General features: G+C 41.6%; 19 protein-coding genes, 1 rRNA gene and 2 riboswitches. Of the genes, 18 read left to right on the top strand and 2 right to left on the bottom strand.

The features are described from left to right. The first annotated feature begins 22 nt into the window (after positions 1–22). The 9 genes from ACFPOH_RS02660 to ACFPOH_RS02620 all read left to right on the top strand — a co-directional run bounded on the left by ACFPOH_RS02660 (position 23) and on the right by ACFPOH_RS02620 (position 12,643). Positions 23–910 carry a LysR family transcriptional regulator gene (locus ACFPOH_RS02660; RefSeq protein ID WP_390308797.1) on the top strand — a complete coding sequence of 296 codons (888 nt, stop codon included), beginning with the start codon at positions 23–25 and terminating at the stop codon, positions 908–910. 16 nt (positions 911–926) lie between these two features. Further along, on the top strand, positions 927–1,805 hold the full coding sequence (locus ACFPOH_RS02655) for a tetratricopeptide repeat protein (protein ID WP_390308796.1): 879 nt from the start codon (positions 927–929) through the stop codon (positions 1,803–1,805). 185 nt (positions 1,806–1,990) lie between these two features. Continuing rightward, on the top strand, positions 1,991–3,382 hold the full coding sequence (hemG, locus tag ACFPOH_RS02650) for a protoporphyrinogen oxidase (RefSeq protein ID WP_390308795.1): 1,392 nt from the start codon (positions 1,991–1,993) through the stop codon (positions 3,380–3,382). A 79-nt stretch (positions 3,383–3,461) separates the two neighbouring features. Beyond that, positions 3,462–3,565, top strand: a riboswitch (SAM riboswitch). 101 nt (positions 3,566–3,666) lie between these two features. After that, positions 3,667–5,514, top strand: a complete 1,848-nt coding sequence (locus ACFPOH_RS02645) for a bifunctional homocysteine S-methyltransferase/methylenetetrahydrofolate reductase (protein ID WP_342580534.1) — start codon at positions 3,667–3,669, stop codon at positions 5,512–5,514. Then, a complete protein-coding gene (gene metH, locus ACFPOH_RS02640) occupies positions 5,507–8,938 on the top strand; it encodes a methionine synthase (protein WP_390308794.1) in 3,432 nt (1,143 codons plus the stop codon). Before ACFPOH_RS02645 ends, metH begins: the two co-directional genes overlap by 8 nt. Before the next feature lie 211 nt (positions 8,939–9,149). Further along, positions 9,150–9,638 carry a GNAT family N-acetyltransferase gene (locus ACFPOH_RS02635; protein WP_342471099.1) on the top strand — a complete coding sequence of 163 codons (489 nt, stop codon included), beginning with the start codon at positions 9,150–9,152 and terminating at the stop codon, positions 9,636–9,638. Between the two features lie 153 nt (positions 9,639–9,791). Beyond that, positions 9,792–10,817: a Delta(5) desaturase DesA gene (desA, locus tag ACFPOH_RS02630; protein WP_342471100.1), complete on the top strand. Its 1,026-nt coding sequence runs from the start codon at positions 9,792–9,794 to the stop codon at positions 10,815–10,817. Positions 10,818–10,904: 87 nt separating this feature from the next. After that, complete coding sequence (locus ACFPOH_RS02625) at positions 10,905–12,038, top strand: sensor histidine kinase (RefSeq protein WP_465270735.1); 1,134 nt, start codon at positions 10,905–10,907, stop codon at positions 12,036–12,038. Then, the gene (locus ACFPOH_RS02620; protein WP_342471102.1) at positions 12,035–12,643 is read left to right on the top strand and encodes a response regulator transcription factor; all 609 of its coding nucleotides are present in this window, start codon (positions 12,035–12,037) and stop codon (positions 12,641–12,643) included. Before ACFPOH_RS02625 ends, ACFPOH_RS02620 begins: the two co-directional genes overlap by 4 nt. A 53-nt stretch (positions 12,644–12,696) precedes the next feature. Here the strand turns inward: ACFPOH_RS02620 and ACFPOH_RS02615 are convergent, their stop codons facing one another. Beyond that, positions 12,697–13,674 (bottom strand): proline dehydrogenase family protein, encoded by a 978-nt coding sequence (locus tag ACFPOH_RS02615; RefSeq protein WP_342471103.1) that lies wholly within the window; start codon positions 13,672–13,674, stop codon positions 12,697–12,699. Between the two features lie 118 nt (positions 13,675–13,792). After that, positions 13,793–14,005, bottom strand: coding sequence for a hypothetical protein (locus tag ACFPOH_RS02610; RefSeq protein WP_342471104.1), 213 nt, complete (start codon positions 14,003–14,005; stop codon positions 13,793–13,795). Positions 14,006–14,222: 217 nt separating this feature from the next. On the opposite strand from ACFPOH_RS02610, the gene ACFPOH_RS02605 reads away from it, so the two are divergent. The 9 genes from ACFPOH_RS02605 to ACFPOH_RS02565 all read left to right on the top strand — a co-directional run. Then, the gene (locus ACFPOH_RS02605) at positions 14,223–15,683 is read left to right on the top strand and encodes a nicotinate phosphoribosyltransferase (protein ID WP_390308791.1); all 1,461 of its coding nucleotides are present in this window, start codon (positions 14,223–14,225) and stop codon (positions 15,681–15,683) included. After that, complete coding sequence (nadE, locus tag ACFPOH_RS02600; protein ID WP_342471106.1) at positions 15,661–16,527, top strand: ammonia-dependent NAD(+) synthetase; 867 nt, start codon at positions 15,661–15,663, stop codon at positions 16,525–16,527. The genes ACFPOH_RS02605 and nadE overlap by 23 nt, the downstream gene beginning before the upstream one ends. 225 nt (positions 16,528–16,752) lie before the next feature. Beyond that, positions 16,753–17,097 carry a hypothetical protein gene (locus ACFPOH_RS02595; RefSeq protein WP_342580529.1) on the top strand — a complete coding sequence of 115 codons (345 nt, stop codon included), beginning with the start codon at positions 16,753–16,755 and terminating at the stop codon, positions 17,095–17,097. 297 nt (positions 17,098–17,394) lie between these two features. Continuing rightward, positions 17,395–18,339, top strand: a complete 945-nt coding sequence (locus tag ACFPOH_RS02590; RefSeq protein ID WP_342580528.1) for an AAA family ATPase — start codon at positions 17,395–17,397, stop codon at positions 18,337–18,339. A 2-nt stretch (positions 18,340–18,341) separates the two neighbouring features. Further along, positions 18,342–19,523 (top strand): DUF58 domain-containing protein, encoded by a 1,182-nt coding sequence (locus ACFPOH_RS02585; RefSeq protein ID WP_342580527.1) that lies wholly within the window; start codon positions 18,342–18,344, stop codon positions 19,521–19,523. Further along, entirely contained in the window at positions 19,520–21,688 is a 2,169-nt protein-coding gene (locus tag ACFPOH_RS02580) for a transglutaminase TgpA family protein (RefSeq protein ID WP_342580526.1), read from the top strand. Before ACFPOH_RS02585 ends, ACFPOH_RS02580 begins: the two co-directional genes overlap by 4 nt. 67 nt (positions 21,689–21,755) lie before the next feature. After that, positions 21,756–23,303 (top strand): glutamine-hydrolyzing GMP synthase, encoded by a 1,548-nt coding sequence (guaA, locus tag ACFPOH_RS02575; protein WP_342471111.1) that lies wholly within the window; start codon positions 21,756–21,758, stop codon positions 23,301–23,303. A 333-nt stretch (positions 23,304–23,636) separates the two neighbouring features. Further along, positions 23,637–23,738: riboswitch (purine riboswitch) on the top strand. Positions 23,739–23,868: 130 nt separating this feature from the next. Next, positions 23,869–25,173 carry an NCS2 family permease gene (locus ACFPOH_RS02570; RefSeq protein ID WP_342471112.1) on the top strand — a complete coding sequence of 435 codons (1,305 nt, stop codon included), beginning with the start codon at positions 23,869–23,871 and terminating at the stop codon, positions 25,171–25,173. Positions 25,174–25,537: 364 nt separating this feature from the next. Then, positions 25,538–25,942: ribosomal RNA gene (locus ACFPOH_RS02565) — 16S ribosomal RNA — on the top strand; the annotation flags it as partial.

Here is a 25,942-nt window from a genome sequence, read left to right as displayed (position 1 = left end):
TTTTTTAAGAAGGGAATTCGCTATGGAAATACAACAATTAGAGTACTTTAAAGTAGTGGCTGAAACGGAACATATGACCCATGCTGCTGAAATGTTAAACATTTCCCAACCCGCCCTGAGCAAATCCATTTCAAATATTGAGCAGGAGATTGGCGTGCCCCTTTTCGATCGTCAAGGGCGTTCCATCATATTGAACCGCTATGGGAAGCTGTTTTTGGAAAGCGTCAATAAGATTTTGGATGAATACAGCAGGGCCAAACAGGAAATCAGCGGTCTTGTCATGCCGGGTTACGGTGAAGTGTCATTTGGATTTATTCATACGTTGGGAATGGAAATTGTGCCCGAGTTGATGGCCCATGTCCATGATAAATATCCAAATATTAAGTTTAACTTGACGCAGGCATCTTCGTTGAATTTATTGGAACTTTTGGAAAAAGGGGATATTGATTTATGTTTATCCCAGCGTATTGAGTCAAAAGTGGTTGAAATAGAATGGATTGAATTGTGGAAAGAAGAATTGTTTGTGATTGTCCCCATAAATCATCCTTTGGCAAAAAAAGATTTTATCGAGTTGAAGGAGATTAAAGACGAACCTTTTGTTTCGATCAAAAAAGGAAATGCACTGCGTCACATGGTGGATAAACTATTGAAGGATGTAGGGATTTCCAAAACAAACATTACATTTGAAGGGGAAGATCCGCATACGGTAGCGGGATTTGTCAGCGCAGGCCATGGTGTTTCCATCATTCCATCCATTAAAGGATTATCGGAATATAATGTCAAAAAAATTTCCGTAAAAGAACCAATTTGTGAACGTAAAATTGGGGTATCATGGGTTGCAGGGAGATATATTTCTCCGTCAACGAATCAATTTCGAAATTATTTGGTGGAATATTTCAAAGGAAAATAGAAAAGGTGTAGATGGCGTGGTAGATAAGCAAGATAAATTTGAAGAGTTATTGCTGCGGTTCCAGCATTTACTGACAGTCGAGCAATTGATCCAAGCGAGAGATATTTATCGCCTTGCCCATGAAAAAAATGTGGAAGCTATGATTGAATTGGCCTATCTTTATAAAATTATGGAAGAATATTCCCTCGTGGTATATTGGCTGCAAAAAGCCGGCAAAGCCGGGAATAGTGAAGCCCTTTATCAGCTTGCAAACTGTTATTATGAAGGGCTTGGGGTGGAAGAAGATGTGAAGATGGCTTTTCAATTATATAAAAAGACGGCAAAAAAGGGACATCCGGATGCCCAAAATAACTTGGCCGATATGTATTTGAACGGAGAAGGGGTCCCTGTAAATTACAAGGAAGCATTGAAATGGTTCAAAGAGGCTGCAAAACAGGATGTGGTGGAAGCGATGTTTACGCTGGGAATCATGTATGAACAAGGAATCGGAATCAATAAAGATGAAGATAAGGCCTTTCACTATTATTTGAAGTCCGCTCAAGGCGGTTATGAGGATGCCCAGTACCGTATGGGTTCCATCTATTTGGACGGGCTATTGGGTGTGGAGAAAAACATTTCAAAAGCCGTTGAATGGTTTGAGAAAGCGGCTGAATCCCATCATATCGATTCCATTTATAATTTGGGATATTTATATGAGAACGGCATTGGGGTGGAAAGGAATGGAAAGAAAGCGCTTTACTATTATAAGCGGGCTTCATTGCTCGGCGATTATCAGGCAAAGTTGAATATCGCCCATATTTATGAAAATGGAATCGATGTCGAGGTTGATAAGAAGGCTGCCTCCCGTTGGCGGGAATTGGCAAGACAACAAATGGAAAACGAATATGTTCAATAATTCCGCAATTTCCTCCATCCACTTCTTGGAATGCACATTCCCTTGGACAATTCGAGTGGAAGTCTATTGAATTATGAAATTTTTCGACTATTATTCAATAAAATTTGCTAAAGCCGACACAAAAATAGCTAAAAAAAGCGATTATACTTAAAATAGTCAAATTGAATGTATAGGAGTTGTATTGAATGAAAACGGTAACAGTGATTGGTGGAGGAATTACAGGACTTTGCACGATGTACTATTTGCAAAAACAATTGAAAGAAAAAAATGTTCCTGCCCGTTTGGTGCTTTTGGAAAAAAATCCTTACCTTGGCGGCAAAATGCACACAGCGCGGGAAAACGGATTCGTCATGGAAACGGGGGCGGATTCCATTGTAGCCCGTTATCCAAGTGTCCAAGAACTGATAAAAGAACTCGATTTTGAATCGGAAGTTGTTTATAACGAAACGGGGATTTCCTATATCCATACGAACAATGAATTACATGCAATTCCTAAGGAGTCTGTTTTCGGTATTCCGATGACGGTGGAATCATTGAATGCGAGCACATTGATTTCAGAAGAAGGAAAACAACGCTTTTTAAAAGATGAAGAAATTCCGAATACGAAATTTACAAAGGAAAATTCAATCGGAGAATTTTTGGAATACTTTTTGGGAAAAGAAATCGTTGAAAAGCAGATTGCCCCAGTACTTGCCGGCGTTTATTCCGGAGATATTTATAAATTGTCCATCGCTTCCACCATTCCGTATTTGGTCGATTATAAAAATGAATATGGCAGCCTGATGAAAGGATTGCAAGCGAATCGGGAAAAATTTGAACGGGAAGCAAATAAAAAATTCTTGTCTTTTAAAAACGGTTTAAGCCAATTGATCGACCGATTGGAAGAACTGTTGGATGATGTAGAAATTTATAAAGGCACGGAAACGGTTCAAGTCGAGAAGAAAAATGATCGTTATGAAATCACTTTGGCTAGTGGCGATAAAATGGAATCGGATGTTGTTGTTTTGGCATTGCCTAACAAAGTGATTAAACATCTTTTGAATAATGAAGAATTGGAACCTTATTTCAACCAATTCAAAGATGCATCCGCCATCACAATGTATTTGGGCTTTGATCTGCCGGATTCCGTATTGCCGCAGGATGGCACCGGATTTATCGTTTCCCATAACAGCGATTTGGCATGTAATGCATCCACTTGGACAAGCCGCAAATGGAAACATACGTCCAAAGAAGGGAACCTGTTGGTGCGCGTCTTCTATAAGGAAAGCAATCCACGTTATCAAGAATTGATTAACATGACTGATGAAGAGCTGACAAAAGTGGCATTGAACGATATTAAACTCAGCTTGAATATAGAAGCGCAACCTAGCATTGTGAATATTACGAAATGGATTGAAGCGATGCCGACTTATGATTTGGCCCATCACGAAGCATTGGATCAAGTGTTGGCAAAATTGGATCAGCTCTATCCAAATCTGTTCATTGCAGGATGTTCTTATTTCGGCGTAGGAATCGGCGCATGTATCGATAATGGTAAAGAAACGGCAGAGAAAATTTTCGATATCATTTCGCATTAATTCCGATTAGTTAACTTGACAAAATGAAGAATACCGTTTATGATGTAAGCTATTATATCGGTATTTCAAAATTGAATATTACTTATCGAGAGAAGTGGAGGGAACTGGCCCTGTGAAGCTTCAGCAACCACTAATGAAATTAGTAAGGTGCTAAATCCAGCGGCAATGGCCGAAAGATAAGGTGACTTCAAAAGGAAATGACAAGCCTTCTTTCGCAAGAAGGCTTTTTCTTTTAGATGAATTAACTGAATATTTAAGAAGTAAAGAAAAGTGAGGGAATTTGGATGGGGCTACTGGAAGCTTTAAGAAATAGAGTGTTGGTTGCGGATGGGGCGATGGGAACCCTTTTATATTCGTACGGACTTGAATACTGCCATGAAGAAATGAATATTGAAAGACCGGACATTATCGAAAAAATTCATAGCGAATACATACAGGCCGGCGCTGATGTGATTCAAACGAATACTTATGGAGCCAATGGAATCAAGCTTGCCCGTTATGGATTGGAGTCCAAAGTGGCGGAAATTAACCAAGGGGCGATTGCTGTAGCCAAGCGTGCAGCAGAAGGCCACAACGTCTTTGTTTTGGGTTCCATCGGCGGAATTCGCGGCGTCCGGAAAGTTGACCACACATTGGAGGAAATTCTGGAAGCTGTCCGTGAACAGGCGGAAGTGTTGATTGACGGACAGTTGGATGGTTTATTGCTTGAAACTTACTATGATTTTGAAGAACTTACGGAAACGTTGAAAATGCTAAGGCTAATGACGGATATGCCTATCATCGCCCAAGTTTCCATGCAGGAACCTGGCGTGTTATTGAACGGCATGAAATTGAATGATGCGTTGAAGCGGCTTGAACAATTGGGGGCAGATGTCGTAGGAGTGAACTGCCGTCTTGGCCCTTATCACACATTACAGGCCTTTGAAGAGGTGGAAATTCCCGAACGGGCCTTTTTATCGGCTTATCCGAACGCATCCCTGTTGGATATCGAGGATGGCCGCGTCGTTTATGAATCGGAAGTGGATTATTTTGCCCGTGCCGCAGTGGAACTTTGCAATGAAGGGGTAAGGCTCATCGGAGGATGCTGCGGAACGACGCCAAAACATATTGAAGCGATGAAAAAGAAACTGGCCCATTTCCAGCCGGTTGAAAAGAAAGTGGCAAAACCCCAAAGGGAAATTGTCATTCAGGAAGCAGAACCGCGGAGTTTCGAGCCGCTTCATGAAAAAGCGAAAAGGGAACGTTCGGTCATTGTCGAGTTGGATACACCAAAGCATCTTGAAATCGACAAATTTATTGAAGGGGCCAAAGCGCTGTACGAGGCCGGGGCAGACCTTATCATGATGGCCGACAATTCCTTGGCTTCCCCAAGAGTCAGCAACTTGGCGATGGGGGCCATCTTAAAATTGCAATACGGAATCCGCACAATGCCCCATATTACATGCCGGGACCGGAATTTGATCGGGTTGCAATCCCATTTGTTGGGGTTAAGCGCCCTTGGTCTCCATGATGTATTAGCCGTTACAGGAGACCCGACAAAAGTGGGGGATTTTCCGGGCGCCACAAGCGTTTATGATGTTTCATCCATGGAATTGATCTCCCTCATCAAACAATTGAACGAAGGGATTTCTTTCTCCGGAAAAGCCCTTAAAAAGAAAGCCAACTTCTCTGTAGCGGCCGCTTTCAATCCGAATGTAAGGGTGATTGATCGCGCGGTAAGCCGCCTTGAGAAAAAAATCGAACATGGTGCGGATTACTTCATTTCCCAGCCGGTATACTCCAAGGAAAAAATCGTGGAAGTATATGAAGCGACGAAACATTTGGAAACACCGATTTATATCGGAATCATGCCGCTCACAAGCTTTAAAAATGCGGAGTTCTTGCATCATGAAGTGCCAGGAATCAAATTGTCCGATGATGTGTTGGAAAGAATGAAACAAGTGAGCGGAAATAAAGAAGAAGAAACAAGAGTGGGTCTTGAAATTGCGAAAGAGTTGTTAGATACGGCAACGAAATACTTTAACGGAATCTATTTGATCACGCCGTTTATGCGATACGATATAACATCACAACTATTGCAATATATCCAACAACTTGATGAGCAGAACAAAGGAGTTATAGCAAATGGTTAACCATCCAATCGAAGAACAGTTGCAGAAACGAATTTTGATCATTGACGGGGCAATGGGTACAATGCTCCAGCAGGAAAATTTGTCAGCGGAAGATTTCGGTGGCGAACAATATGAAGGATGCAATGAACATCTTGTCTTGACAAGACCGGATGTGATTTCAAAAATCCACCGTGCCTACTTGGAGGCGGGGGCGGATATTATTTCGACCGATACTTTTGGGGGAACGCCCCTTGTTTTGAACGAATACGGCTTAGGGCACAAAGCTTATGAAATCAATAAAAGGGCAGTGGAACTTGCAAAGGTGGAAGCGGAAAAATATTTAACCAGTGATTGGCCTCGATTTGTGGCAGGATCCATGGGTCCGACAACGAAAACATTGTCTGTCACAGGCGGCGTGACATTCGATGAACTAGCGGAAAACTTTTATATTCAAGCCAAAGCCTTAATTGACGGCGGAGCGGACCTGCTTTTGCTTGAAACAAGCCAGGATATGCTGAATGTAAAAGCGGCAACCCTTGGCATCAAGCGGGCTTTTGAAGAAACGGGAAAAGAGCTTCCGGTCATGGTTTCCGCAACAATTGAACCGATGGGAACAACATTGGCCGGCCAGTCCATTGAAGCTTTCTATATTTCCATTGAGCATATACATCCAATTTCCATTGGTCTGAACTGTGCGACAGGACCGGAGTTTATGACGGACCATATCCGCTCCTTATCCGAATTGTCCACAAGTTATATCAGCTGTTATCCGAACGCCGGATTGCCGGATGAAGAAGGGCACTATCACGAAACACCGGAATCGTTATCGACCAAATTGAAAGGATTTGCTGAAAAAGGCTGGCTAAACATTGTCGGAGGATGCTGCGGAACGACTCCTGCCCACATTAAAGCCATTCGTGAAGCGATCAAAGATTACAAACCGCGTCCGAAGAAGGAAAAATCCCACGGACATGCCGTATCCGGCATTGAACCGCTTGTTTATGATGATTCCATGCGTCCGTTGTTTATTGGTGAAAGAACGAACGTCATCGGTTCCCGCAAATTTAAGCAATTAATCATTGAAGGAAAATACGAGGAAGCGGCGGAAATCGCCCGTGCCCAAGTGAAAAACGGGGCGCATGTCATCGATATTTGTTTGGCAAATCCTGACCGGGATGAGCTTGAGGATATGCGCAAGTTTATGCAAGAAGTTGTGAAGAAAGTGAAAGTGCCTTTGGTGATTGACTCAACGGATGAGCGCGTCATCGAGGAGGCGTTGAAATATTCCCAAGGAAAGGCCATCATCAATTCTATTAATCTGGAAGATGGTGAAGAGCGTTTCGACAAAGTGCTCCCGATTGTAAAAAAATACGGGGCTTCGGTTGTGGTTGGAACAATCGACGAAGAAGGAATGGCCGTTACGCGCGAAAGAAAATTGGCCATTGCGGAACGCTCGTACAAAATCTTGACGGAAAAATGGGGCTTGGCACCGGAAGATATCATTTTTGACCCATTGGTGTTCCCAGTAGGTACGGGGGATGAACAATACATTGGCGCCGCGGAGGAAACGATTGAAGGAATTCGCCTCATTAAACAAAAATTCCCGAGAGCTTTGACGGTGCTTGGCATCAGCAACGTTTCCTTTGGTCTTCCACCTGTGGGACGGGAAGTGTTGAATGCGGTATTTTTATATCACTGCACGCAAGCGGGGCTGGATTATGCCATCGTCAATACGGAAAAATTGGAGCGTTACGCTTCGTTGCCGGAAGAAGAAATTCAACTTGCCAATGATTTGATTTTCAATACGAACGATGAAACCTTGGCGAAATTTACGGCCTTTTACCGGGATAAAAAGAAAGAGGAGAAAAAGGTCGAGCTTCCTGCGACGGTGGAGGAACGTTTGAAATATTACATCGTCGAAGGAACAAAAGAAGGATTAATTGAAGATTTGGAGGAAGCAAGAAAAATCTTTGATACGCCACTCGATATTATAAACGGGCCGCTTATGGACGGCATGGCGGAAGTCGGCCGCTTATTCAACGATAACCAATTAATCGTGGCGGAAGTATTGCAAAGTGCCGGCGTCATGAAGGCAGCCGTTGCACACCTGGAACAGTATATGGAGAAAGTGGAGGACAGCGCCGGAAAAGGGAAAGTCATTTTGGCTACGGTAAAAGGCGACGTTCACGATATCGGGAAAAACTTAGTGGATATAATTTTGAGCAACAATGGTTATCAAGTCATTGATTTAGGGATCAAAGTAACCCCTGCGGAATTGATTGAAGCCATCCGCAAAGAAAAACCGGATATCGTCGGCTTATCTGGACTACTAGTGAAGTCGGCACAGCAAATGGTGTTGACGGCACAAGACTTTAAAGCGGCCGGCATTGATGTACCGATTCTTGTTGGGGGAGCCGCTTTGACGAAACGCTTTACGGAAACGAAAATCGCCGCGGAATACGATGGACCGGTGATTTACGCAAAAGACGCGATGCAAGGGTTGGAACATGCCAACCGTTTGATGGATTCAAACGAACGGGAAGCCTTCCTGCAAGAAATTCGGGAATCCCGTGAAAAACGGTTAGAAGCGGATGCGAAACGGGCAAACCGGCCGAAAAAAGAAGCGCCGAAAAAGCAAGCCAGAACGGTGGAAGATGCGCCGGTGTTCGTACCAAAAGATTTGAAAGTGCATATTAAGAAAAATTATTCGGTTCAACATTTGCTGCCATATGTCAATATGCGCACATTGCTCGGCCATCATTTGGGCTTGAAAGGCAATGTGGAGAAATTGCTGGCAGAGAAAGACGCGCGGGCGGTGGAGTTATACAATTTGGTGATGGACATTTTAAATTCCGGAGTCTTGAAGCCTTCAGGCATGTATCAATTCTTCCCTGCCCAAAGTGATGGGGACGATGTGATCATTTACAGCCCGGATGATATGAAAACTGAAATTGAGCGATTTCATTTCCCACGGCAACAAGTAGAACCATATTTATGTCTTGCCGATTACTTGAAATCTGTTGATAGCGGAGAAATGGATTATGTGGCGCTCATGGTGGTTACTGCCGGCCATGGTGCAAAAGAAAAGGCGGAACGATTAAAAGAAGAAGGAAAATTCTTGGAAAGCCATGCGCTCCTTTCCACAGCATTGGAGCTTGCGGAAGGATTTGCAGAACGATTGCACCAGGAAATCCGAGACGATTGGGGATTCCCGGATCCGACAGACTTTACGATGAAGGAACGTTTTGCCGCCAAGTATCAAGGTCAGCGATTCTCCTTTGGTTACCCGGCTTGTCCGAATTTGGAGGATCAGGAGAAGCTGTTTAAATTGTTGAAACCGGAGCAAATTGGCGTACATTTGACGGAAGGTTACATGATGGAGCCGGAAGCAAGCGTTTCGGCCATCGTCTTTGCCCACCCAAGCGCGAGATATTTCAACGTATGACAATGAGCATCCCCTGGGAAAGGGGATGTTTTTTATTAAGATTAAGCTATCGCCTGATTTTGTGAACATAACGACATCTCCCGTTTTTAATGACAGGTTTTGTGTCCGTATCAACAGAAATTGTGACAATCGCCCCGATTTTTGTGTCCATATCATCAGGTTGCTTTTTATCAACAAAATATTTCTGAACCGTATCAAGGAGGGAGATTGGATGATTCGGCCAATGACGGCGGAAGATCTTGAAAGTGTATCAGCCATCTACAACGAAGCCATTTTGAATACGACATCCCTTTATCGCACACATCCGGAGACGTTGGAAGAAAGAAAGCAATGGTTTATAGAAAATGAAAAGGAACATAATCCGATGTTTGTCTATGAAGAGGATGGGGAAGTGGCGGGTTTTGCCACATTCAAACGATTTTATCCCAATGAAGGCTATAAATATTCCATGGAACATTCCGTTTATGTTTCATCCAAACACCAAGGAAAAGGAATCGGAAAAAAGCTTTTGCAAACAATCATTGAAGAAGCAAAGAAACGGAATGTGAGAACACTGGTGGCTGTCATCGATTCGGAAAATATCGCAAGTATCAAGCTGCACGAACAGTTCGGTTTTCACCTGGCCGGCCGATTAAAAAATATCGGCTACAAATTCGGGAAATGGTTGGACATTGAATATTATCAATTGCATTTTTATTGAATGAAAAAGGGATCCATCTCAAAGAATAACAGGGATGGATCCTTTTTATATGACATTTGTAATGTGGAAAAGGTGATATTTGATTCTATTGGTCCGTGACAATCCATTGTACGATGAGAATACTAATTTATAGGAATAGGTGAACCTATGTCGATGACTAATGCTGAAAAGACGAAAAAATTACGTAAAGATGTTGCACCCTTTGCCAAATCGGAAAGGAAAAAAAGTATCCTTCAAATGATGGATACCCTCATTCCCCTCCTCATCATTTGGGGAATCGGATATTATTTTGCGAGTACCAATCCGTGGATAGGCGTCCTTTGTGGCGTGCTTGCTTCCGGATTTGTCGTGCGCACATTCATTATTTTTCATGATTGCACCCATGGATCCTTTTTCAAGAGCAAAAAGGCCAATGATTTTGTAGGAAACATTACTGGAATCCTCACTTCCTTCCCTTATGCGAAATGGAGAAGGGAGCATTTGATTCACCATGCCACAAGCGGCAATTTGGATAAACGCGGCATCGGTGATATTGATATGTTGACGACGGATGAATATTTGGCCCTTTCAAAAACCAAAAGATTTTTCTACCGTTTATACCGTAATCCTTTTGTGATGTTCGGGTTGGGGCCATTGTATTTAGTGCTGGTTTTAAATCGTTTCAACCGGAAAGATGCGAAGAAGAAAGAGCGCATGAACACGTATTTCACCAATATTATGGTGGCGCTATTAATCACAGCCCTGATTTTGGCCTTTGGCTGGAAAGCGGTACTTCTAGTTCATGGAGTGACGATGTTTATTGCGGGATCCCTTGGCATTTGGCTGTTTTATATCCAACATACGTATGAAGATTCATATTTTGAATACGATCCGGAGTGGGATTATGTAAAGGCGGCCGTGGAGGGAAGTTCTTTTTATAAATTGCCGAAAGTGCTGCAATGGATTACAGGGAATATCGGTTACCATCATGTGCACCATTTGGCGCCGAGGGTACCAAATTATTATTTGGAAGCGGCCCATAATTCCGTGCCTCCTCTTCAAAAGGCGACAACGATAACGATTAAAACAAGTATCGAATCGATTCGTTATAAATTGTACGATCCGGAGAAGAAAAGGTTTGTCACTTTTAAAGAAGTGGAAAAATTATATTCCGGAAAAGTAAAGTCGGTTGAAGTCTAAAGGAAGAGTCCCAAAAGTATAGCCTGCTTTTGGGACTTTCGTGTTTTCACAATGTATAATGAAAAGAAAAAGGTTGCGAGGAAAACGATGAAGCGCTGGTACATGATTTTACCGAGAAGCAAGTGGATTAGCATTTATATATGGATCATCTTTTGTATTCTCCCTTTTTACTTCCTTGTTGTACGGACATTATCCCAAGTGCAAATATTTTTCGGGGTTGTTTTGATTTTGCTTTATTTTTTATCTTACTATTTTTCTGTCCATTCCAAAAACGGGGTTGTCTATATGTGGGTCAGTTTCGGAATGGCGCTGAATATTTTGATGACGTTATTTTACGGGTATGTGTATTTATCCATCTTCACCTCTTTCTTCATTGGTAATATCAAAAGCACGGTCGGTTTTTATATCATGTACGGCTTGCATATTGGATTTACGATTCTTTCCATCGTCGCCGGTTATTTCATTGAATTGGAATCATTCCTCCACCAGACGCCATTTATCATCATCACCGTAGTGGGTGTTGTCATTTTGCCGATCGCCATCTATAGCAGGAACAAGCAGGAAAATCTGGAAGGTGAATTGGAAAGTGCAAAAGAGCGGATTGCGGAACTGATTATCCACGAAGAACGGCAGCGTATTGCCAGGGATTTGCATGATACGCTGGGACAAAAGCTCTCCATGATCGGTTTAAAGAGCGATTTGGCGAGCCGGCTTGTGGAAAAAAATCCGAAAGCGGCAATCAAAGAAATTCAAGAAATCCGGCACACGGCAAGAATCGCATTAAAAGAAGTGCGGGAACTCGTTTCGAATATGAAAGCTGTCAAGTTGAGCGAGGAATGCAAGCGGGTGGAGGAAATGTTGCAAGCTGCCGGGATTCACTATCAGTTGATCGGGGATATTCATAAATTAAAAATCCCCGTTTTAGTGGAAAATGTACTAAGTATGTGTTTAAAAGAAGCGGTGACCAACATTGTGAAGCATAGCGGTGCAAAGAACTGCACCGTTGAAATTCAACAGGATAAAAATGAAGTGATGCTGTTGATCCAAGATGATGGAAAAGGATTAAATGAAAACGCCGGGTTTGAAGGGAATGGATTAAAAGGGATGCGTGAACGATTGGAATTTATCAATGGAACAGTGACGATTGAAAATAATCCTGGAGTGAAATTGAAGATTACGATACCCCTCACCATTATCCACCAGGAAGGAAGTGCAATATGATAAGAATTGTGATTGCGGAAGATCAAGGGATGTTGCTTGGCGCATTGAGTTCACTGCTAAACATGGAAGACGATATGGAAGTAGTGGGACTTGCCAAAAACGGGGAAGAAGCGGTGCGGCTTGTCGACGAATTGAAACCGGATATTTGCATTATGGATATTGAAATGCCGGTGAAAACAGGGCTTGATGCTGCGGAAGAGTTGAATGGGAAAACCGATTGCAAAATTATCATTTTAACGACCTTTGCAAGACCCGGTTATTTTGACCGGGCAAGAAAAGCCGGAGTGAGAGGTTATTTGTTGAAGGACAGCCCGATTGAAGAGCTCGTGAACGCTATACGGGTGATTATGGAAGGAAGACGGATCTATGCACCGGAATTGGTGGATATCGTCTATGATGAAGAAAGCGAAAATCCATTGACCGAACGGGAAAGTCAAGTGTTGGAGCTTGTGGCGGAAGGAAAAACCACAAAGGAGATCGCTGCGGAGTTATATTTATCCACAGGTACCGTAAGAAATTACATCTCCACCATTTTGGATAAGCTGGGCGTCGGCAATCGTATCGAAGCCATTTCCCGCTTTAAAGAAAAAGGGTGGAATAAATAAAAAAGAGAGGACATAACAAGCGTTTAAGCCGATGTTATGTCCTTTTATTTTCATTATTTATTTTTTTTCGTAAGGCGTCCCAATGCAAAGGCGGCAGCCATTAAGCCGATGACTGTATTCGTCTTTTTATTAAACACTTGTTTTGTGACAAGGTTTATGTTTTGAGGACGTTCAGCAAGTCGGCGCATGAAGTATCCGTACCAGTCACTGCCGAAAGGAACATAAGTACAGAAATTATAGCCTTCTTTAGCCAATTCCAATTGCATATCTTTGCGGAAACCATAAAGCATTTGGAATTCAAACCGGTCATTAGGAATATTGTGATCTTTCACGAATTGTTTGACGTGATTGATTACATTATGATCGTGTGTCGCGATGGACGTAAATTTGCAATTCAATAAGGAGTATTCAATGATTTCAATAAAGTTCAAATCAATATCGCTTTTATCTTGATAAGCAACGCTTGGCGATTCTTTATAAGCGCCTTTTACGATGCGAAGGCGGTAATCTTTATATTTTTCCGCATTTTCTTTCGCATTGAAGAAATAAGCTTGGATAACCGTACCGACATTATCGTAAGTTTCGGACACTTTTTCCATCAATTCAAATGTAGGCTGCAACAAATCGTAAGTTTCCTGGTCAAAGTTTACGTGCATATTATATTTATGGGCAGTTCCTACAATTTCCATCACATTATCGTAACAGAAGTCAAAGTCAATTTTTAAACCTAATTGGGAAGGTTTGATTGAAATATGGGCATCGACACCGCTTTCATGAAGCGCTTCAATTGTTTCGATAATGTAATCTTTCGCTTTGATTGCTTCTGACCGATCGTTTACAAATTCACCGAGGACATCCACTGTACATGAAATACCGTGTTTGTTCAGTTCTTTGATACTTTCGATAACTTCAGGGATATTTGTACCAGCAACAACACTTTGAGCTCCGAGTTTTAAACCATATTTTTGTGCTGCCTTATTCAAAAGCTGATTTTCTGATAGTGCGATGAAAAAGTCACGTAATACTGGCATAAACGATCTCCTCTTTTCCTGATAAGATATACAAAAATATTATAGCATAGAAGATTTTGAAGCTTTAGAATACATAATTCGCTAATTATTGTTTTTTTGTGAAAATTGCAATTGCTCATCAAATAATGTCGATACAATATTCCCTACCGTTATTATATTTCCCGAAGAAGTGGAAATTAATCCATATAATAATGGACGTTTTTCCTGCATCTGAAGGACCGGCAATTGTGGCGATTTTGCCGACGTAGAAAATGACCGGCACCTTCTTCTGATATAAGCGAACCATTTTTTCTGACAAACATATTTCAGAATGAATTATTGCGTTTGTCATCACAATCTCCTATCCTAAATAAGTATAATTGAGTCTTAAGCCAGAAAAAAGTGAAAATAATAAATTTTTATCAAAAGTGAAGAAAAGAAAACGGTGTGCCATTCATTTGTTTGTTTTTTGAATGTGAGATTTGTATGATAATTTTGCCGAAAACTTCGAATAGAAAATTGGAATAGTGTATACTAAAATTAACGAATAATGGAAGAAGGGATCTTGAATGAAAGAAATGTATCAAGACGATTCATTAACTTTGCACACGGATTTATATCAAATCAATATGGTGGAATGTTATTGGGCTGACGGTATTCATAATCGCAAAGCCGTTTTTGAAATTTTCTTCAGAAAACTTCCTTTCGGGAACGGGTTTGCCATCTTTGCGGGACTTGAACGGATTATCGACTACTTAAAAAATTTCCGCTTTAGTGAAACGGACTTGGCCTATTTAAAAGAGTTGGGTTATGATGATGAATTTCTTGATTACTTAAAATCTTTACGTTTTACCGGTTCCTTGCATTCGGTCGTGGAAGGGGAAGTCGTTTTTGCGAATGAACCGTTGCTTCGTATTGAAGCACCGTTGGCAGAAGCGCAACTTATCGAAACAGCCCTATTAAATATTGTCAATTTTCAAACTTTGATCGCCACTAAAGCAAGCCGGATTAAGCAGATTATCAAAGATGAAGCGGCTGCGGAATTTGGTTCCCGCCGGGCGCAAGAATTGGATGCCGCCATTTGGGGAGCACGGGCTGCCATTATTGGCGGTTTTGATTCCACTTCCAACGTCCGGGCAGGAAAAATATTCAATATCCCGGTGTCCGGTACACATGCCCACGCTTTTGTACAAGCTTACAAAGATGAATATGAAGCTTTTAAAGCCTATGCAAGAAGACACAAAGATTGCGTGTTCCTGGTCGACACATATAATACATTGAAATCAGGCGTTCCCAATGCCATCCGCGTAGCCAAAGAATTGGGAGACCAAATCAATTTTATCGGAATCCGCTTGGACAGCGGGGATATCGCCTTTTTATCAAAAGAAGCACGACGCATGTTGGATGAAGCTGGGTTCACCAATGCGAAAATCATTGCATCCAATAATTTGGATGAATACACGATTTTAAACCTGAAAGCACAAGGCGCCAAAGTGGATTCTTGGGGAATTGGTACAAAGCTCATCACGGCTTATGATCAACCTGCATTGGGCGCCGTTTATAAAATGGTGGCGATTGAAAATGAACATGGTGAAATGGAAGATACATTGAAGATTACTTCCAATGCAGAAAAAGTGACGACACCAGGTTTAAAAAGAGTGTTCCGCATTATCAACAAAGAAAATGGAAAAGCGGAAGGGGACTACATTACATTGGCGGATGAGAACCCGCAGGAAGAAAAACGTTTAAAAATGTTCCATCCTGTGCATACCTTTATCTCAAAATTTGTGACTAACTTCGAAGCGAAAGAATTACATAAAAAAATCATAGATGAAGGTAAAATCGTGTATGAAAGCCCATCTGTTCTGGAAATGCGCGAATATGCAAAGGAAAGTTTGGAATTGTTATGGGATGAATATAAACGCTCATTGAATCCTGAAGAATATCCTGTGGACCTCAGCCAAAAATGTTGGGATAACAAAATGAAAAAAATTCAAGAAATCCGTGATGCAGTCGAAAATTTGGAATAGTTTAGGGGGGCTTCATTTGGAAAGTTTACAAAAACAGATTATTGAAGAGTTGCACGTCTTGCCCGAAATTGACCCTGCAGAAGAGGTGCGGAAATCCGTCGAATTTTTAAAGGAATATGCAAAGAAACATCCTTTTATAAAAGGGTTTGTCATTGCCATCAGCGGAGGGCAGGATTCCACACTGGTCGGAAAGTTGACGCAAATGGCCGTCGATGAATTAAATGAAGAAGCCGGTGAACAGAAATATTCCTGTTACGCAGTCCGTCTTCCGTATGGGGAACAAAAGGATGAACAAGATGCGCAGGATGCCATCCAATTTATTCAGCCGACAAAAGTCATTACGGTAAACATTAAAAAGGCCGTGGATGCAAGTGTCGAAGCCTTGCGGGAAGCGGGGATCGTGTTGAGCGATTACGCGAAAGGAAATGAAAAAGCCCGCGAACGGATGAAAGTGCAATATTCCATCGCTTTAATGACCAACTCTGTCGTTGTCGGAACGGATCATGCGGCGGAAGCGGTGACGGGATTTTACACGAAATACGGCGATGGAGGCGTCGATTTGGTGCCGATTTTCCGATTAAATAAGCGGCAAGGAAAGCAGCTGCTTCAATATTTAGGCTGCCCTGAACATTTATACAAAAAAACGCCTACCGCAGACTTGGAAGATGATCGGCCTCAACTGCCGGATGAAGCGGCTTTAGGGGTATCTTATGAAATGATTGACGATTATTTGGAAGGAAAAACTGTGCCGGAGGAAGCAAGAAAAACAATCGAAGGCCACTATTTACGCTCGCAGCATAAACGCCATTTGCCGATCACCATCTTTGATGATTTTTGGAAGTAAGGGCGGATAGGCAAAAAACTGTTGATCTGTGTCTCCCATCTGGACGATTAAGGTGGGAGACAATTTTTTATAAAAACCCGCATACCATAAAACAACGAAGGTTTTCTTGCGATCAATTGAAAGAAAATTCAGTATTATTTGATGGTGGAAAGATTGAAGTTTATTGTTATGTACCGATATTAATAGAAATAAATAGTATAGACAGGAAGCGGAGGTGAGTGTCATTTGAGAACTTCTCGCGTTCAATCGGTTGTGAATAGCACTTACACAAAACGTTATTTGCATTCCAGTCATGATCAAGTGTTCAAAATGATGAACGACGGTGGCGGACGGCATTTTTTCTCGAAAAATCCGAGGGAACAGCAAAAAAATAAAAGGAATAATACGGAGCAAAACCGTTCATCGAATGCAATTTTAAACCGCAATACCAAAAGAATGGTCATTATTGGGCAACCACTTGATAGTGAAACGGTTGAAAAAATGCGCAACCGTTTAATGCAACATCAAATGAACATCCAAAAAGCAAGAAATAAGGAAGCTCTCATTAGCACTTACCGTAAATCCATTTGATATCGCCTTATAAACTGTTAATTCGGTGAAATTGGCAATTCCTGAATCGGCCGTGTTCAAAGAGTGGGGTGGATATAGAATTGAATAGGGAATTTGATAATATGGAGGGCGAAGTGGCAACACTTCGCTTTTCTTTTTCGTTTAATTTTTCGGATAAAGGTGGAAAATATACTAATGGTATATAATTTCCTTTTTCGAATTGCAATTAGTTGTTTTTTATCCAGTTTTTATTTTATGCTTGAATTAAATTATTTTTCGTAAATTCTGACTTTTTCCCGAGTTTCAGGAGGATACTTTATGCACAAAAAAATCGAAAAAATTATCAGTAATATAGAGAAAGTAATGATAGGAAAACGGGAAGTGGCTGAACTTAGCATAATCGCCTTGCTTGCCGGTGGACATGTATTGCTTGAAGATGTGCCGGGAGTCGGAAAAACCATGATGGTACGTTCCCTTGCGAAATCCGTGAGCGCGGAATTTAAGCGGATTCAATTTACTCCTGACTTGTTGCCTTCTGATGTCATCGGAGTTTCCATCTATAATCCGAAAACCATGCAGTTTGAATTCAGACCCGGCCCCATCGTAGGAAATATTATTTTAGCTGATGAAATTAACCGTACATCCCCTAAAACCCAATCCGCTTTACTGGAATGTATGGAAGAATCGTCAGTGAGCATCGATGGGGAAGTCATTCAGTTGCCAAAACCTTTTTTTGTCATGGCCACGCAAAACCCGATTGAATACGAAGGAACTTTTCCATTGCCGGAAGCCCAATTGGATCGGTTTTTAATGAAAATCCGCATGGGTTATCCGACAACACTGGAGGAAATCGAAATCTTAAGACGCGCTGAAAATAAAGTGCCCATTCAAACTTTGGAACCGGTGATCACCATCGGGGAATTATTGGAATTGCAAGAAGAAGTGAAAAATGTTTACGTGGATGATTCCGTAAAAGGATATATCGTGCAACTAGCACGGGCGACCAGAACCGATGAAAATGTATATTTGGGGGTCAGCCCCCGGGGAACGATTGCATTGATGAGGGCATCCCAAGCCTATGCCAAAATGCTTGACCGGGATTTCGTAAAACCTGATGATGTCCAATATTTGGCGCCTTTTGTCTTCGGTCATCGGATCATTTTAAAACCGGAGGCGCGCTATGAAGGTGTGACGGTGGAGGATATCATCAACAATATCATTGCCGAGTCCGTCATCCCTATTAAAAGGTTTGCAGAAAGATGAGCATGTGGAAAGGAATAATCAGCAAGTTTGGCCGCTTTGTCGTCAATGTTTTATTGATTGTCGTTACATTCAGTTATGCGATGTTTCAAGGGGGATTTGTCAGCTGGTTTCTGTTTTACACGTTGATTCCTTTTTTGCTCTACTCTTTGCTTCTTCATTTTGTCCCCCTCCGCATTGAGGAAGTCCGGAGGGAGATTCAGCCGGCAAGACTTGAAAGAGGCGATATAGCGTCCGTGACGGTGCATTTTATTAATAAGACTTGGTTTCCATTAGCGTTTCTGACAATCAGGGAGATTGGACTGGACGATGATATGGTTGAAAAAATGAAGGGAAGTTCCAATGTATTTTTTGTCGGTTTGAAAAGGAATTTTTCTTGGACGTATGAAATACCTGATTTGGAACGGGGTGTCATTGAATTTTCCGCATTGCAATTCACCTTCACCGATCTTTTTGGATGGACTGTCAGACATAAATTTGCCGTTCAAAAACAAAAGGTGATGGTTTATCCAAAAATCACAAAGATGAAATACCGTGAAATGCGGAGGCAGTTTGATCAGGGAGTAGTATTGGCTCCTTTCGCTTTTATGAAAGATACTTCCATGGCAACGGGTGTCAGGGATTATCAAGCGGGAGATCGATTTTCATGGATTCATTGGAAATCCTTTGCGAAGGATGAAACATTGAGGACGAAAGATTTTGAAGTGCGGCACAGCCAGGAAGTATTGCTTGTTCTGGATGCTACAGTGAAAAGCCATTTTGAAGAGTCCCTTGAATTGGCGGCTTCTGTTTTGCAAACGATTGTTGATCATCAAGGAGATGTGTCGTTTTTCATTGCGGGAGAGGAACAAACATTTTATTCCCATTTGAAACGGGGACAACTGGAGCGGATCATGCGGCAATTGGCGATGGTGAAAGCAAGCGATTCAAAAAATATCGAGCTTCTTTTGACGAAGGAAGGCAAGACACTCGATTCCTTTATTCTTCTATTTACGGGGGAATTGAGCGATTCATTAAGAAGTTTCTTTAAAAATCATGGGAGAAAGACAAAGGGCATCATCTGTTTTGTGGTTGCATCCAAGCAGGAAGAGCAGCTGCGAATGAAAGGGGACTATTACAACGTAAAAATTGTGCCGATTACAAAACCGATGTTCAGCGAAGTGTTCACGGAGGTGTTAAAACCGTGAAAAATGAAGTTTTCAATAAATTCGAGCTCGCATTATATGACATTATGATTTTTTTGATATTGCGGGAATGGCTTTTGCCGATCATGATGTTGACGGGTATGGGGTATGTGGAATTGATTTTGTTGTTCATCATATTGTGCCTTTTGTTCAGTCTGTTCCGCATCCCTTTTTTTATATCGTGGGTTGTAAAAATATGCTATATTTCATGGTTTATCGTTTATGTGTACAGCGATTTTTCCTTGTTCTCATCGGAAGGTATCCAGTTTCTGTTCAATGAACTGTATTATAATGTTTCATTGATTCTGCAAGGAAGTTTCTTTTATATCACAAACGCTTTCCAATCGGTTTTATTTTTCCTGCTTATGTGGATGCTCGTCTATATCGTGCATTATTGGTTGACGGTAAGATTGAACATCTTCTATTTCCTTGTGTTGACGGTGATTTTCATTGGAATCTTGGACACGTTCACCAATTATGATGGTACGGTTGCCATTGTTGAAGTGCTGCTGATTGGATTGCTGATGCTTGTATTTTTGTATATTAAAAAACTGATGTTGCAATCTGGCGCTTCATTTAATTGGCATCAGTATTTTAAGCTGGCATTGCCGGTCCTGTTGATGATCGGGGTTGTCGGGGCGGTGGCGATCCTGTTGCCAAAAGCGGCTCCCCAATGGCCTGATCCGGTTCCGTATATAAAATCCGCAGCAAACCAGGGCGGACGCATATTTGGAGAGCCGGTGAAAAAAGTCGGTTACGATGAAGATGATTCGGCGCTGGGGGGTTCCTTTGTAGGGGATGACACGGTCGTTTTCATTGCGCAAGCGGCAACGAAACAGTATTGGCGGGTGGAAACGAAAGATTTCTATACGTCAAAAGGTTGGGAGTCTTCGGGCGATACCATTTTATTGCAACAAATCTCTTATGGACAACCTATCAATCATTCATTGCCGGTAGGTCCTGAAGGCGAGGAGCAATTTGCCCATATTGAACCGAAGTATCCTTACGATTTTGTTATTCAACCATACGGACTTGTTTCCATCAATGTCTCCGGTGATATGGCAGATCAAGTGAATATGGCAATGAATTTAGAAACGGAAAAAATCGCCACCGATTACACGGGGGAGTATATGTATCATATTAAATACAGCACGCCGGAGTATTTATACAGCGATTTGACTTCGACAATCCAACAACCGATCGATATAAGTATTCGGGAAAAATATTTGCAGCTGCCTGATTCCCTTCCGCAAAGAGTCATTGATTTGGCAAGGGAGATCGTGAAGGACAAAGGCAATGATTATGAAAAGGCGCGGGCCATCGAAAGTTATTTTGCAACGAATGGCTTCCGGTATGAAACGGAAGGGGTGCCTGTTCCTGAAGAAGACCAGGACTACGTTGATCAGTTTTTATTTGAAACCAAATATGGCTACTGTGACAATTTTTCATCGGCAATGGTTGTGATGCTGCGGGCCGTGGGGATTCCCGCGAGATGGGTAAAAGGATTTGCCGGTGGAGAAATGGTGTCCAGTGATGGAGAGCTGAAAACTTTCGAAATTACAAATAACGATGCCCATTCCTGGGTGGAAGCCTATATCCCTAAAGTAGGCTGGGTTCCTTTTGAACCGACGATCGGCTTTTCAACAAACCGCAACATTGAATATGATTTTGAAACCGATGCATATCAGGATGAAATGCTGACAGTCGATGATGACACAAAACCGGAAAACCAACGGGATCAAGATGAAACGATGAAACAGGGGAACGGCATTTTTGCAGGGTTATTGGATTTCATCAAAAATCTCCGCTTTTTATTGTACTATGCCTTGATCGGTCTGCCTGTTGCAGGCATCATCCTGTTCTTTTCCCGCAAGTTATGGATGCCGAAATGGTATAGCCGATGGTTAAAAAATCAAAATATTAATGAAACAAACTTTGAAAAGATTTATATGAGACTGTTAAAAATGTTAGAATTAAAAGGGCTGAAAAGGAAGGAAGGACAAACGCTGCAATCTTTTGCAACAGAAGCGGACGAAGCATTTGATTCCCCATATATGTCGCAGATTACGGCCGCATATGAAAATTATCTTTACGGGAATAAAACAAAAATCGATTATATAAAAGTGAAAGAAAGTTTGGAAAATTTAATCAATCGTACTAGCGGTTGATTTTAAATGGGAGTCAGAGTAAAATTTAAAAAATTATAAGGCAGAAAATATAGAAGAGGTGTAAAACGTGACGACTCAATTAAAAGAGCAAGAAAAAATCGTTGTTCTCGACTTCGGAAGCCAATACAATCAATTGATCACGCGCCGAATTCGTGAATTTGGAGTATTTTCCGAACTACAACCCCATACAATTTCTGCGCAGGAAATCAAAGAAATGAACGCTGTGGGAATCATCTTCTCAGGCGGTCCGAATTCCGTGTATGATGAAAATGCGTTTAAAGTGGATGAAGAAATTTTTAATTTAGGTTTACCTATTTTAGGGATTTGCTATGGAATGCAATTGATTGCCCATACCCTTGGCGGGAAAGTGGAAAGTGCGGAAACCCGCGAATATGGTAAAGCGGAAATTGAAATTACAAAAGACAACCAATTGTTTGCAGACCTTCCAAAACAACAAGTGGTTTGGATGAGCCATGGCGACTTGGTGACTCAATTGCCTGAAGGTTTTGAAACAATCGCGACAAGCCCAAGCTGCCCAATTACGGCAATGGAAAATACGGAACGCAAAATCTACGGCGTTCAATTCCATCCTGAAGTACGCCATTCTGTTCATGGTAATGATATTTTGCGCCACTTTGTATTCAATATTTGCGGTGCAAAAGGCGACTGGACAATGGAAAACTTCATTGAACTGGAAGTGAAAAAAATCCGTGAACAAGTGGGAGATAAAAAAGTATTATGTGCTCTTTCAGGAGGGGTCGATTCTTCCGTTGTTGCGGTATTGATCCATAAAGCCATCGGAGACCAATTAACTTGTATGTTCGTGGACCATAACTTGCTCCGCAAAGGCGAAGCGGAAAGCGTAATGGAAACATTCGAAGGCAAATTTGGCATGAAAGTGATCAAAATCGACGCCCGCGAACGTTTCATGAATAAATTGAAAGGCGTTTCAGATCCGGAACAAAAACGTAAAATTATCGGAAACGAGTTCATTTATGTATTCTCTGATGAAGCAAGCAAATTGAAAGATATGGATTTCCTTGCACAGGGCACACTTTATACCGACATCATTGAATCCGGTACGGCTACAGCTCAAACAATCAAATCCCACCACAATGTCGGCGGTTTACCGGAAGATATGAAATTTGAATTGATCGAACCGTTAAAAACATTGTTTAAAGATGAGGTTCGTGCATTGGGTACTCAATTAGGGTTGCCTGATGAAATTGTTTGGCGCCAGCCATTCCCGGGACCAGGTCTTGCCATTCGCGTGCTTGGCGAAGTAACAGAAGAAAAATTGGAAATCGTTCGTGAATCCGATGCCATCTTACGTGAGGAAATCAAAAAGGCCGGTCTTGACCGTGAAATTTGGCAATACTTCACAGTACTTCCTGAAATCAAATCCGTCGGCGTCATGGGAGACCAACGCACATATGACTACGCTATCGGCATTCGTGCGGTTACATCCATCGATGGAATGACTTGCGACTGGGCACGCATTCCTTATGATGTGTTGGAAAAAATCTCAACACGCATCGTGAACGAGGTGCCTCATGTCAACCGCGTGCTTCTTGACATCACTTCCAAGCCGCCAGCTACGATTGAATGGGAGTAATTTGCATACATCAGTCTATTTAAATTGAATACAACACATGATAACTCTCTTTTATTTAGTTTCAATAACTAAATGGAAGGGAGTTTTTTATGGACAACTTTGCACAATGTGTCATTTGGGAACTGTTTCTGTAATCTTCCTGCAACGCCCTCAGTGGAAGGATTTGCAGGATAAAATGCCCATCACTTTACGCCTGTATGAAAACTGAACGTTTTTTACCAAAATATAGAATTTGTTATTAATGTACGGTTTTTTACGAACTTTAAAATAAAAAAAATAAAAAATGTTCGTGAATGGTATTGAAATAGGAAAAAATAGATGCTATATTACTTGAGTAATAATTAAATAAAACGTCGTATAATGTCGAGAATATGGCTCGATAGTCTCTACCAAGCTACCGTAAATGGCTTGACTACGACTTTGTTAATAGAGTTTCCCTTTGGATTCTATTATGGAGTTGTAGTCGTGCAAATGTGGCATGACTTTTTATTTTTTTGAATTTTATAGGCAAGGTGGGACATACTGAAGCTGAATCGACAGAAGCGACGGGAAGACGGAGGAAATTATGAGAAAATATTTCCAATTTGATGAACTGGGAACCACATATCGTCAGGAAATTATCGGTGGGCTTACAACATTCTTAGCGATGGCTTACATTTTGGCTGTTAACCCTGCCATTCTTTCGGAAAGTGGAATGAATCAAGGGGCGGTATTTGTTGCAACAGCGGTTTCTTCCGCAATCGGATGTTTTATCATGGGACTATTTGCCAAATATCCGCTTGCATTGGCTCCGGGACTTGGATTAAACGCATTCTTCACTTTCGAAGTGGTTTTAGGACATGGTTTCCCATGGGAATATGCGTTAGCGGCTGTATTCATTTCATCACTTTTCTTCTTTATTTTGACTTTGACTGGATTGCGCGAAAAATTGATTAATGCAATCCCGATGGAATTAAAACTGGCTGTAGGTGCCGGAATCGGATTGTTTATTGCTTTTATCGGTTTAAAACTATCCGGAATTGTTGTGGATGATCCGGATAATTTATTGAGCATCGGTGATTTAAGAGAGCCTCAAGTGTTATTAGCGATTTTCGGTATTTTTGTAATCGTCATTTTGATGGTGTTAAATGTCAGAGGTGCCGTATTCATCGGTATGGTGTTGACAGCGATTGTTGGTATGATTTTTGGCCTTATTCAAACGCCAAACGGTATTTTATCAACACCTCCAAGTGTTGAACCGACATTCGGCAAGTTATTTTCCGCATTCGGTGATCCGGCGTTCTATACGATTCCGATGTTAACTTCAATCTTAACATTCTTATTCGTAGACTTTTTTGATAATGCCGGTACATTAATGGCCGTAGCAAACCAAGCGGGCTTTGTAAAAGATAACAAATTGCCTCGCGCGGGCAGAGCATTGATTTCTGACTCAATTGCGTCAATTATCGGTTCCATTTTTGGTACATCCACTGTTACATCTTACATTGAATCTTCTTCAGGTGTGGCAGCTGGTGCAAGAACAGGTTTTGCTTCCCTTGTTACAGGAATTTTATTCTTATTAGCATTATTCTTCTCACCGGTCTTAAATATAGTAACAAATGCGGTTACTGCACCGGCTCTGATTGTAGTGGGAGTATTGATGGTTGCATCTTTAGGTGAGATTGAATGGAAAAAATTCGAGATTGCAGTGCCTTCCTTCTTGACAATGGTTATGATGCCATTTACAGGATCCATCGCAACTGGTATCGCGGTAGGTTTCTTATTCTATCCAATCACAATGGTACTAAAAGGAAGAGCAAAAGAAGTGCACTGGATCATGTATGTCTTTGCAGTAATTTTCCTACTTTTCTTGGCGACAACAGGTCATTGATATAATCAAATTTAAACCGATTATTCAGAAATCCCCAACCTAAGTAAAAGGAGAATTTGAGTTTGCTCAAATTCTCCTTTTTCATTTGGCTGTTTTTTTCTTTTAAAGTTTATCTTATTTAATAGAGGGTACATATTCTATGAAGTCAATTTTAGAATAGAGCGAAAAATAGGAATTGATTTTTTATTAATTTATGCTTGAAAAACTAAATCAACGGTGTTATATTAATAAACGTTGCTGCTGAAAATAAAAAACAGCAAAAAAAGTTCTTGACACGGTTTTTGGAACGTGTTATTATATTAAACGTCGCTGTTGAAGCGGTTAAGAAANATACGGACAAAAGTTTGAGCTAATCAAATTTTCTTTTATGGAGAGTTTGATCCTGGCTCAGGACGAACGCTGGCGGCGTGCCTAATACATGCAAGTCGAGCGGACCAATTAGAAAGCTTGCTTTTTGATTGGTTAGCGGCGGACGGGTGAGTAACACGTGGGTAACCTGCCCTATAGACCGGGATAACTCGCGGAAACGCGTGCTAATACCGGATAACACATCGAAGCGCATGCTTCGGGGTTGAAAGATGGTTCTGCTATCACTATAGGATGGGCCCGCGGCGCATTAGCTAGTTGGTGGGGTAACGGCCCACCAAGGCGACGATGCGTAGCCGACCTGAGAGGGTGATCGGCCACACTGGGACTGAGACACGGCCCAGACTCCTACGGGAGGCAGCAGTAGGGAATCTTCCACAATGGGCGAAAGCCTGATGGAGCA

It is taken from the genome of Ureibacillus suwonensis (assembly GCF_042655065.1).
Taxonomy (GTDB): domain Bacteria; phylum Bacillota; class Bacilli; order Bacillales_A; family Planococcaceae; genus Ureibacillus; species Ureibacillus suwonensis.
Note: the sequence above shows the minus strand (reverse complement) of the source record. Positions and strands in the feature narration are given on the sequence as shown.

Bases quoted from the DNA above. Each gene is read 5' to 3' on its own strand.
- ACFPOH_RS02570 (WP_342471112.1), top strand. From the start codon at position 23,869: ATGAGAAAATATTTCCAATTTGATGAACTGGGAACCACATATCGTCAG.
- ACFPOH_RS02660 (WP_390308797.1), top strand. From the start codon at position 23: ATGGAAATACAACAATTAGAGTACTTTAAAGTAGTGGCTGAAACGGAA.
- ACFPOH_RS02635 (WP_342471099.1), top strand. From the start codon at position 9,150: ATGATTCGGCCAATGACGGCGGAAGATCTTGAAAGTGTATCAGCCATC.
- desA (WP_342471100.1), top strand. From the start codon at position 9,792: ATGACTAATGCTGAAAAGACGAAAAAATTACGTAAAGATGTTGCACCC.
- ACFPOH_RS02585 (WP_342580527.1), top strand. From the start codon at position 18,342: ATGTGGAAAGGAATAATCAGCAAGTTTGGCCGCTTTGTCGTCAATGTT.
- nadE (WP_342471106.1), top strand. From the start codon at position 15,661: ATGCAGTCGAAAATTTGGAATAGTTTAGGGGGGCTTCATTTGGAAAGT.
- ACFPOH_RS02620 (WP_342471102.1), top strand. From the start codon at position 12,035: ATGATAAGAATTGTGATTGCGGAAGATCAAGGGATGTTGCTTGGCGCA.
- hemG (WP_390308795.1), top strand. From the start codon at position 1,991: ATGAAAACGGTAACAGTGATTGGTGGAGGAATTACAGGACTTTGCACG.
- ACFPOH_RS02610 (WP_342471104.1), bottom strand. From the start codon at position 14,005: ATGACAAACGCAATAATTCATTCTGAAATATGTTTGTCAGAAAAAATG.
- ACFPOH_RS02605 (WP_390308791.1), top strand. From the start codon at position 14,223: ATGAAAGAAATGTATCAAGACGATTCATTAACTTTGCACACGGATTTA.
- ACFPOH_RS02615 (WP_342471103.1), bottom strand. From the start codon at position 13,674: ATGCCAGTATTACGTGACTTTTTCATCGCACTATCAGAAAATCAGCTT.
- ACFPOH_RS02625 (WP_465270735.1), top strand. From the start codon at position 10,905: ATGAAGCGCTGGTACATGATTTTACCGAGAAGCAAGTGGATTAGCATT.
- ACFPOH_RS02590 (WP_342580528.1), top strand. From the start codon at position 17,395: ATGCACAAAAAAATCGAAAAAATTATCAGTAATATAGAGAAAGTAATG.
- metH (WP_390308794.1), top strand. From the start codon at position 5,507: ATGGTTAACCATCCAATCGAAGAACAGTTGCAGAAACGAATTTTGATC.
- ACFPOH_RS02645 (WP_342580534.1), top strand. From the start codon at position 3,667: ATGGGGCTACTGGAAGCTTTAAGAAATAGAGTGTTGGTTGCGGATGGG.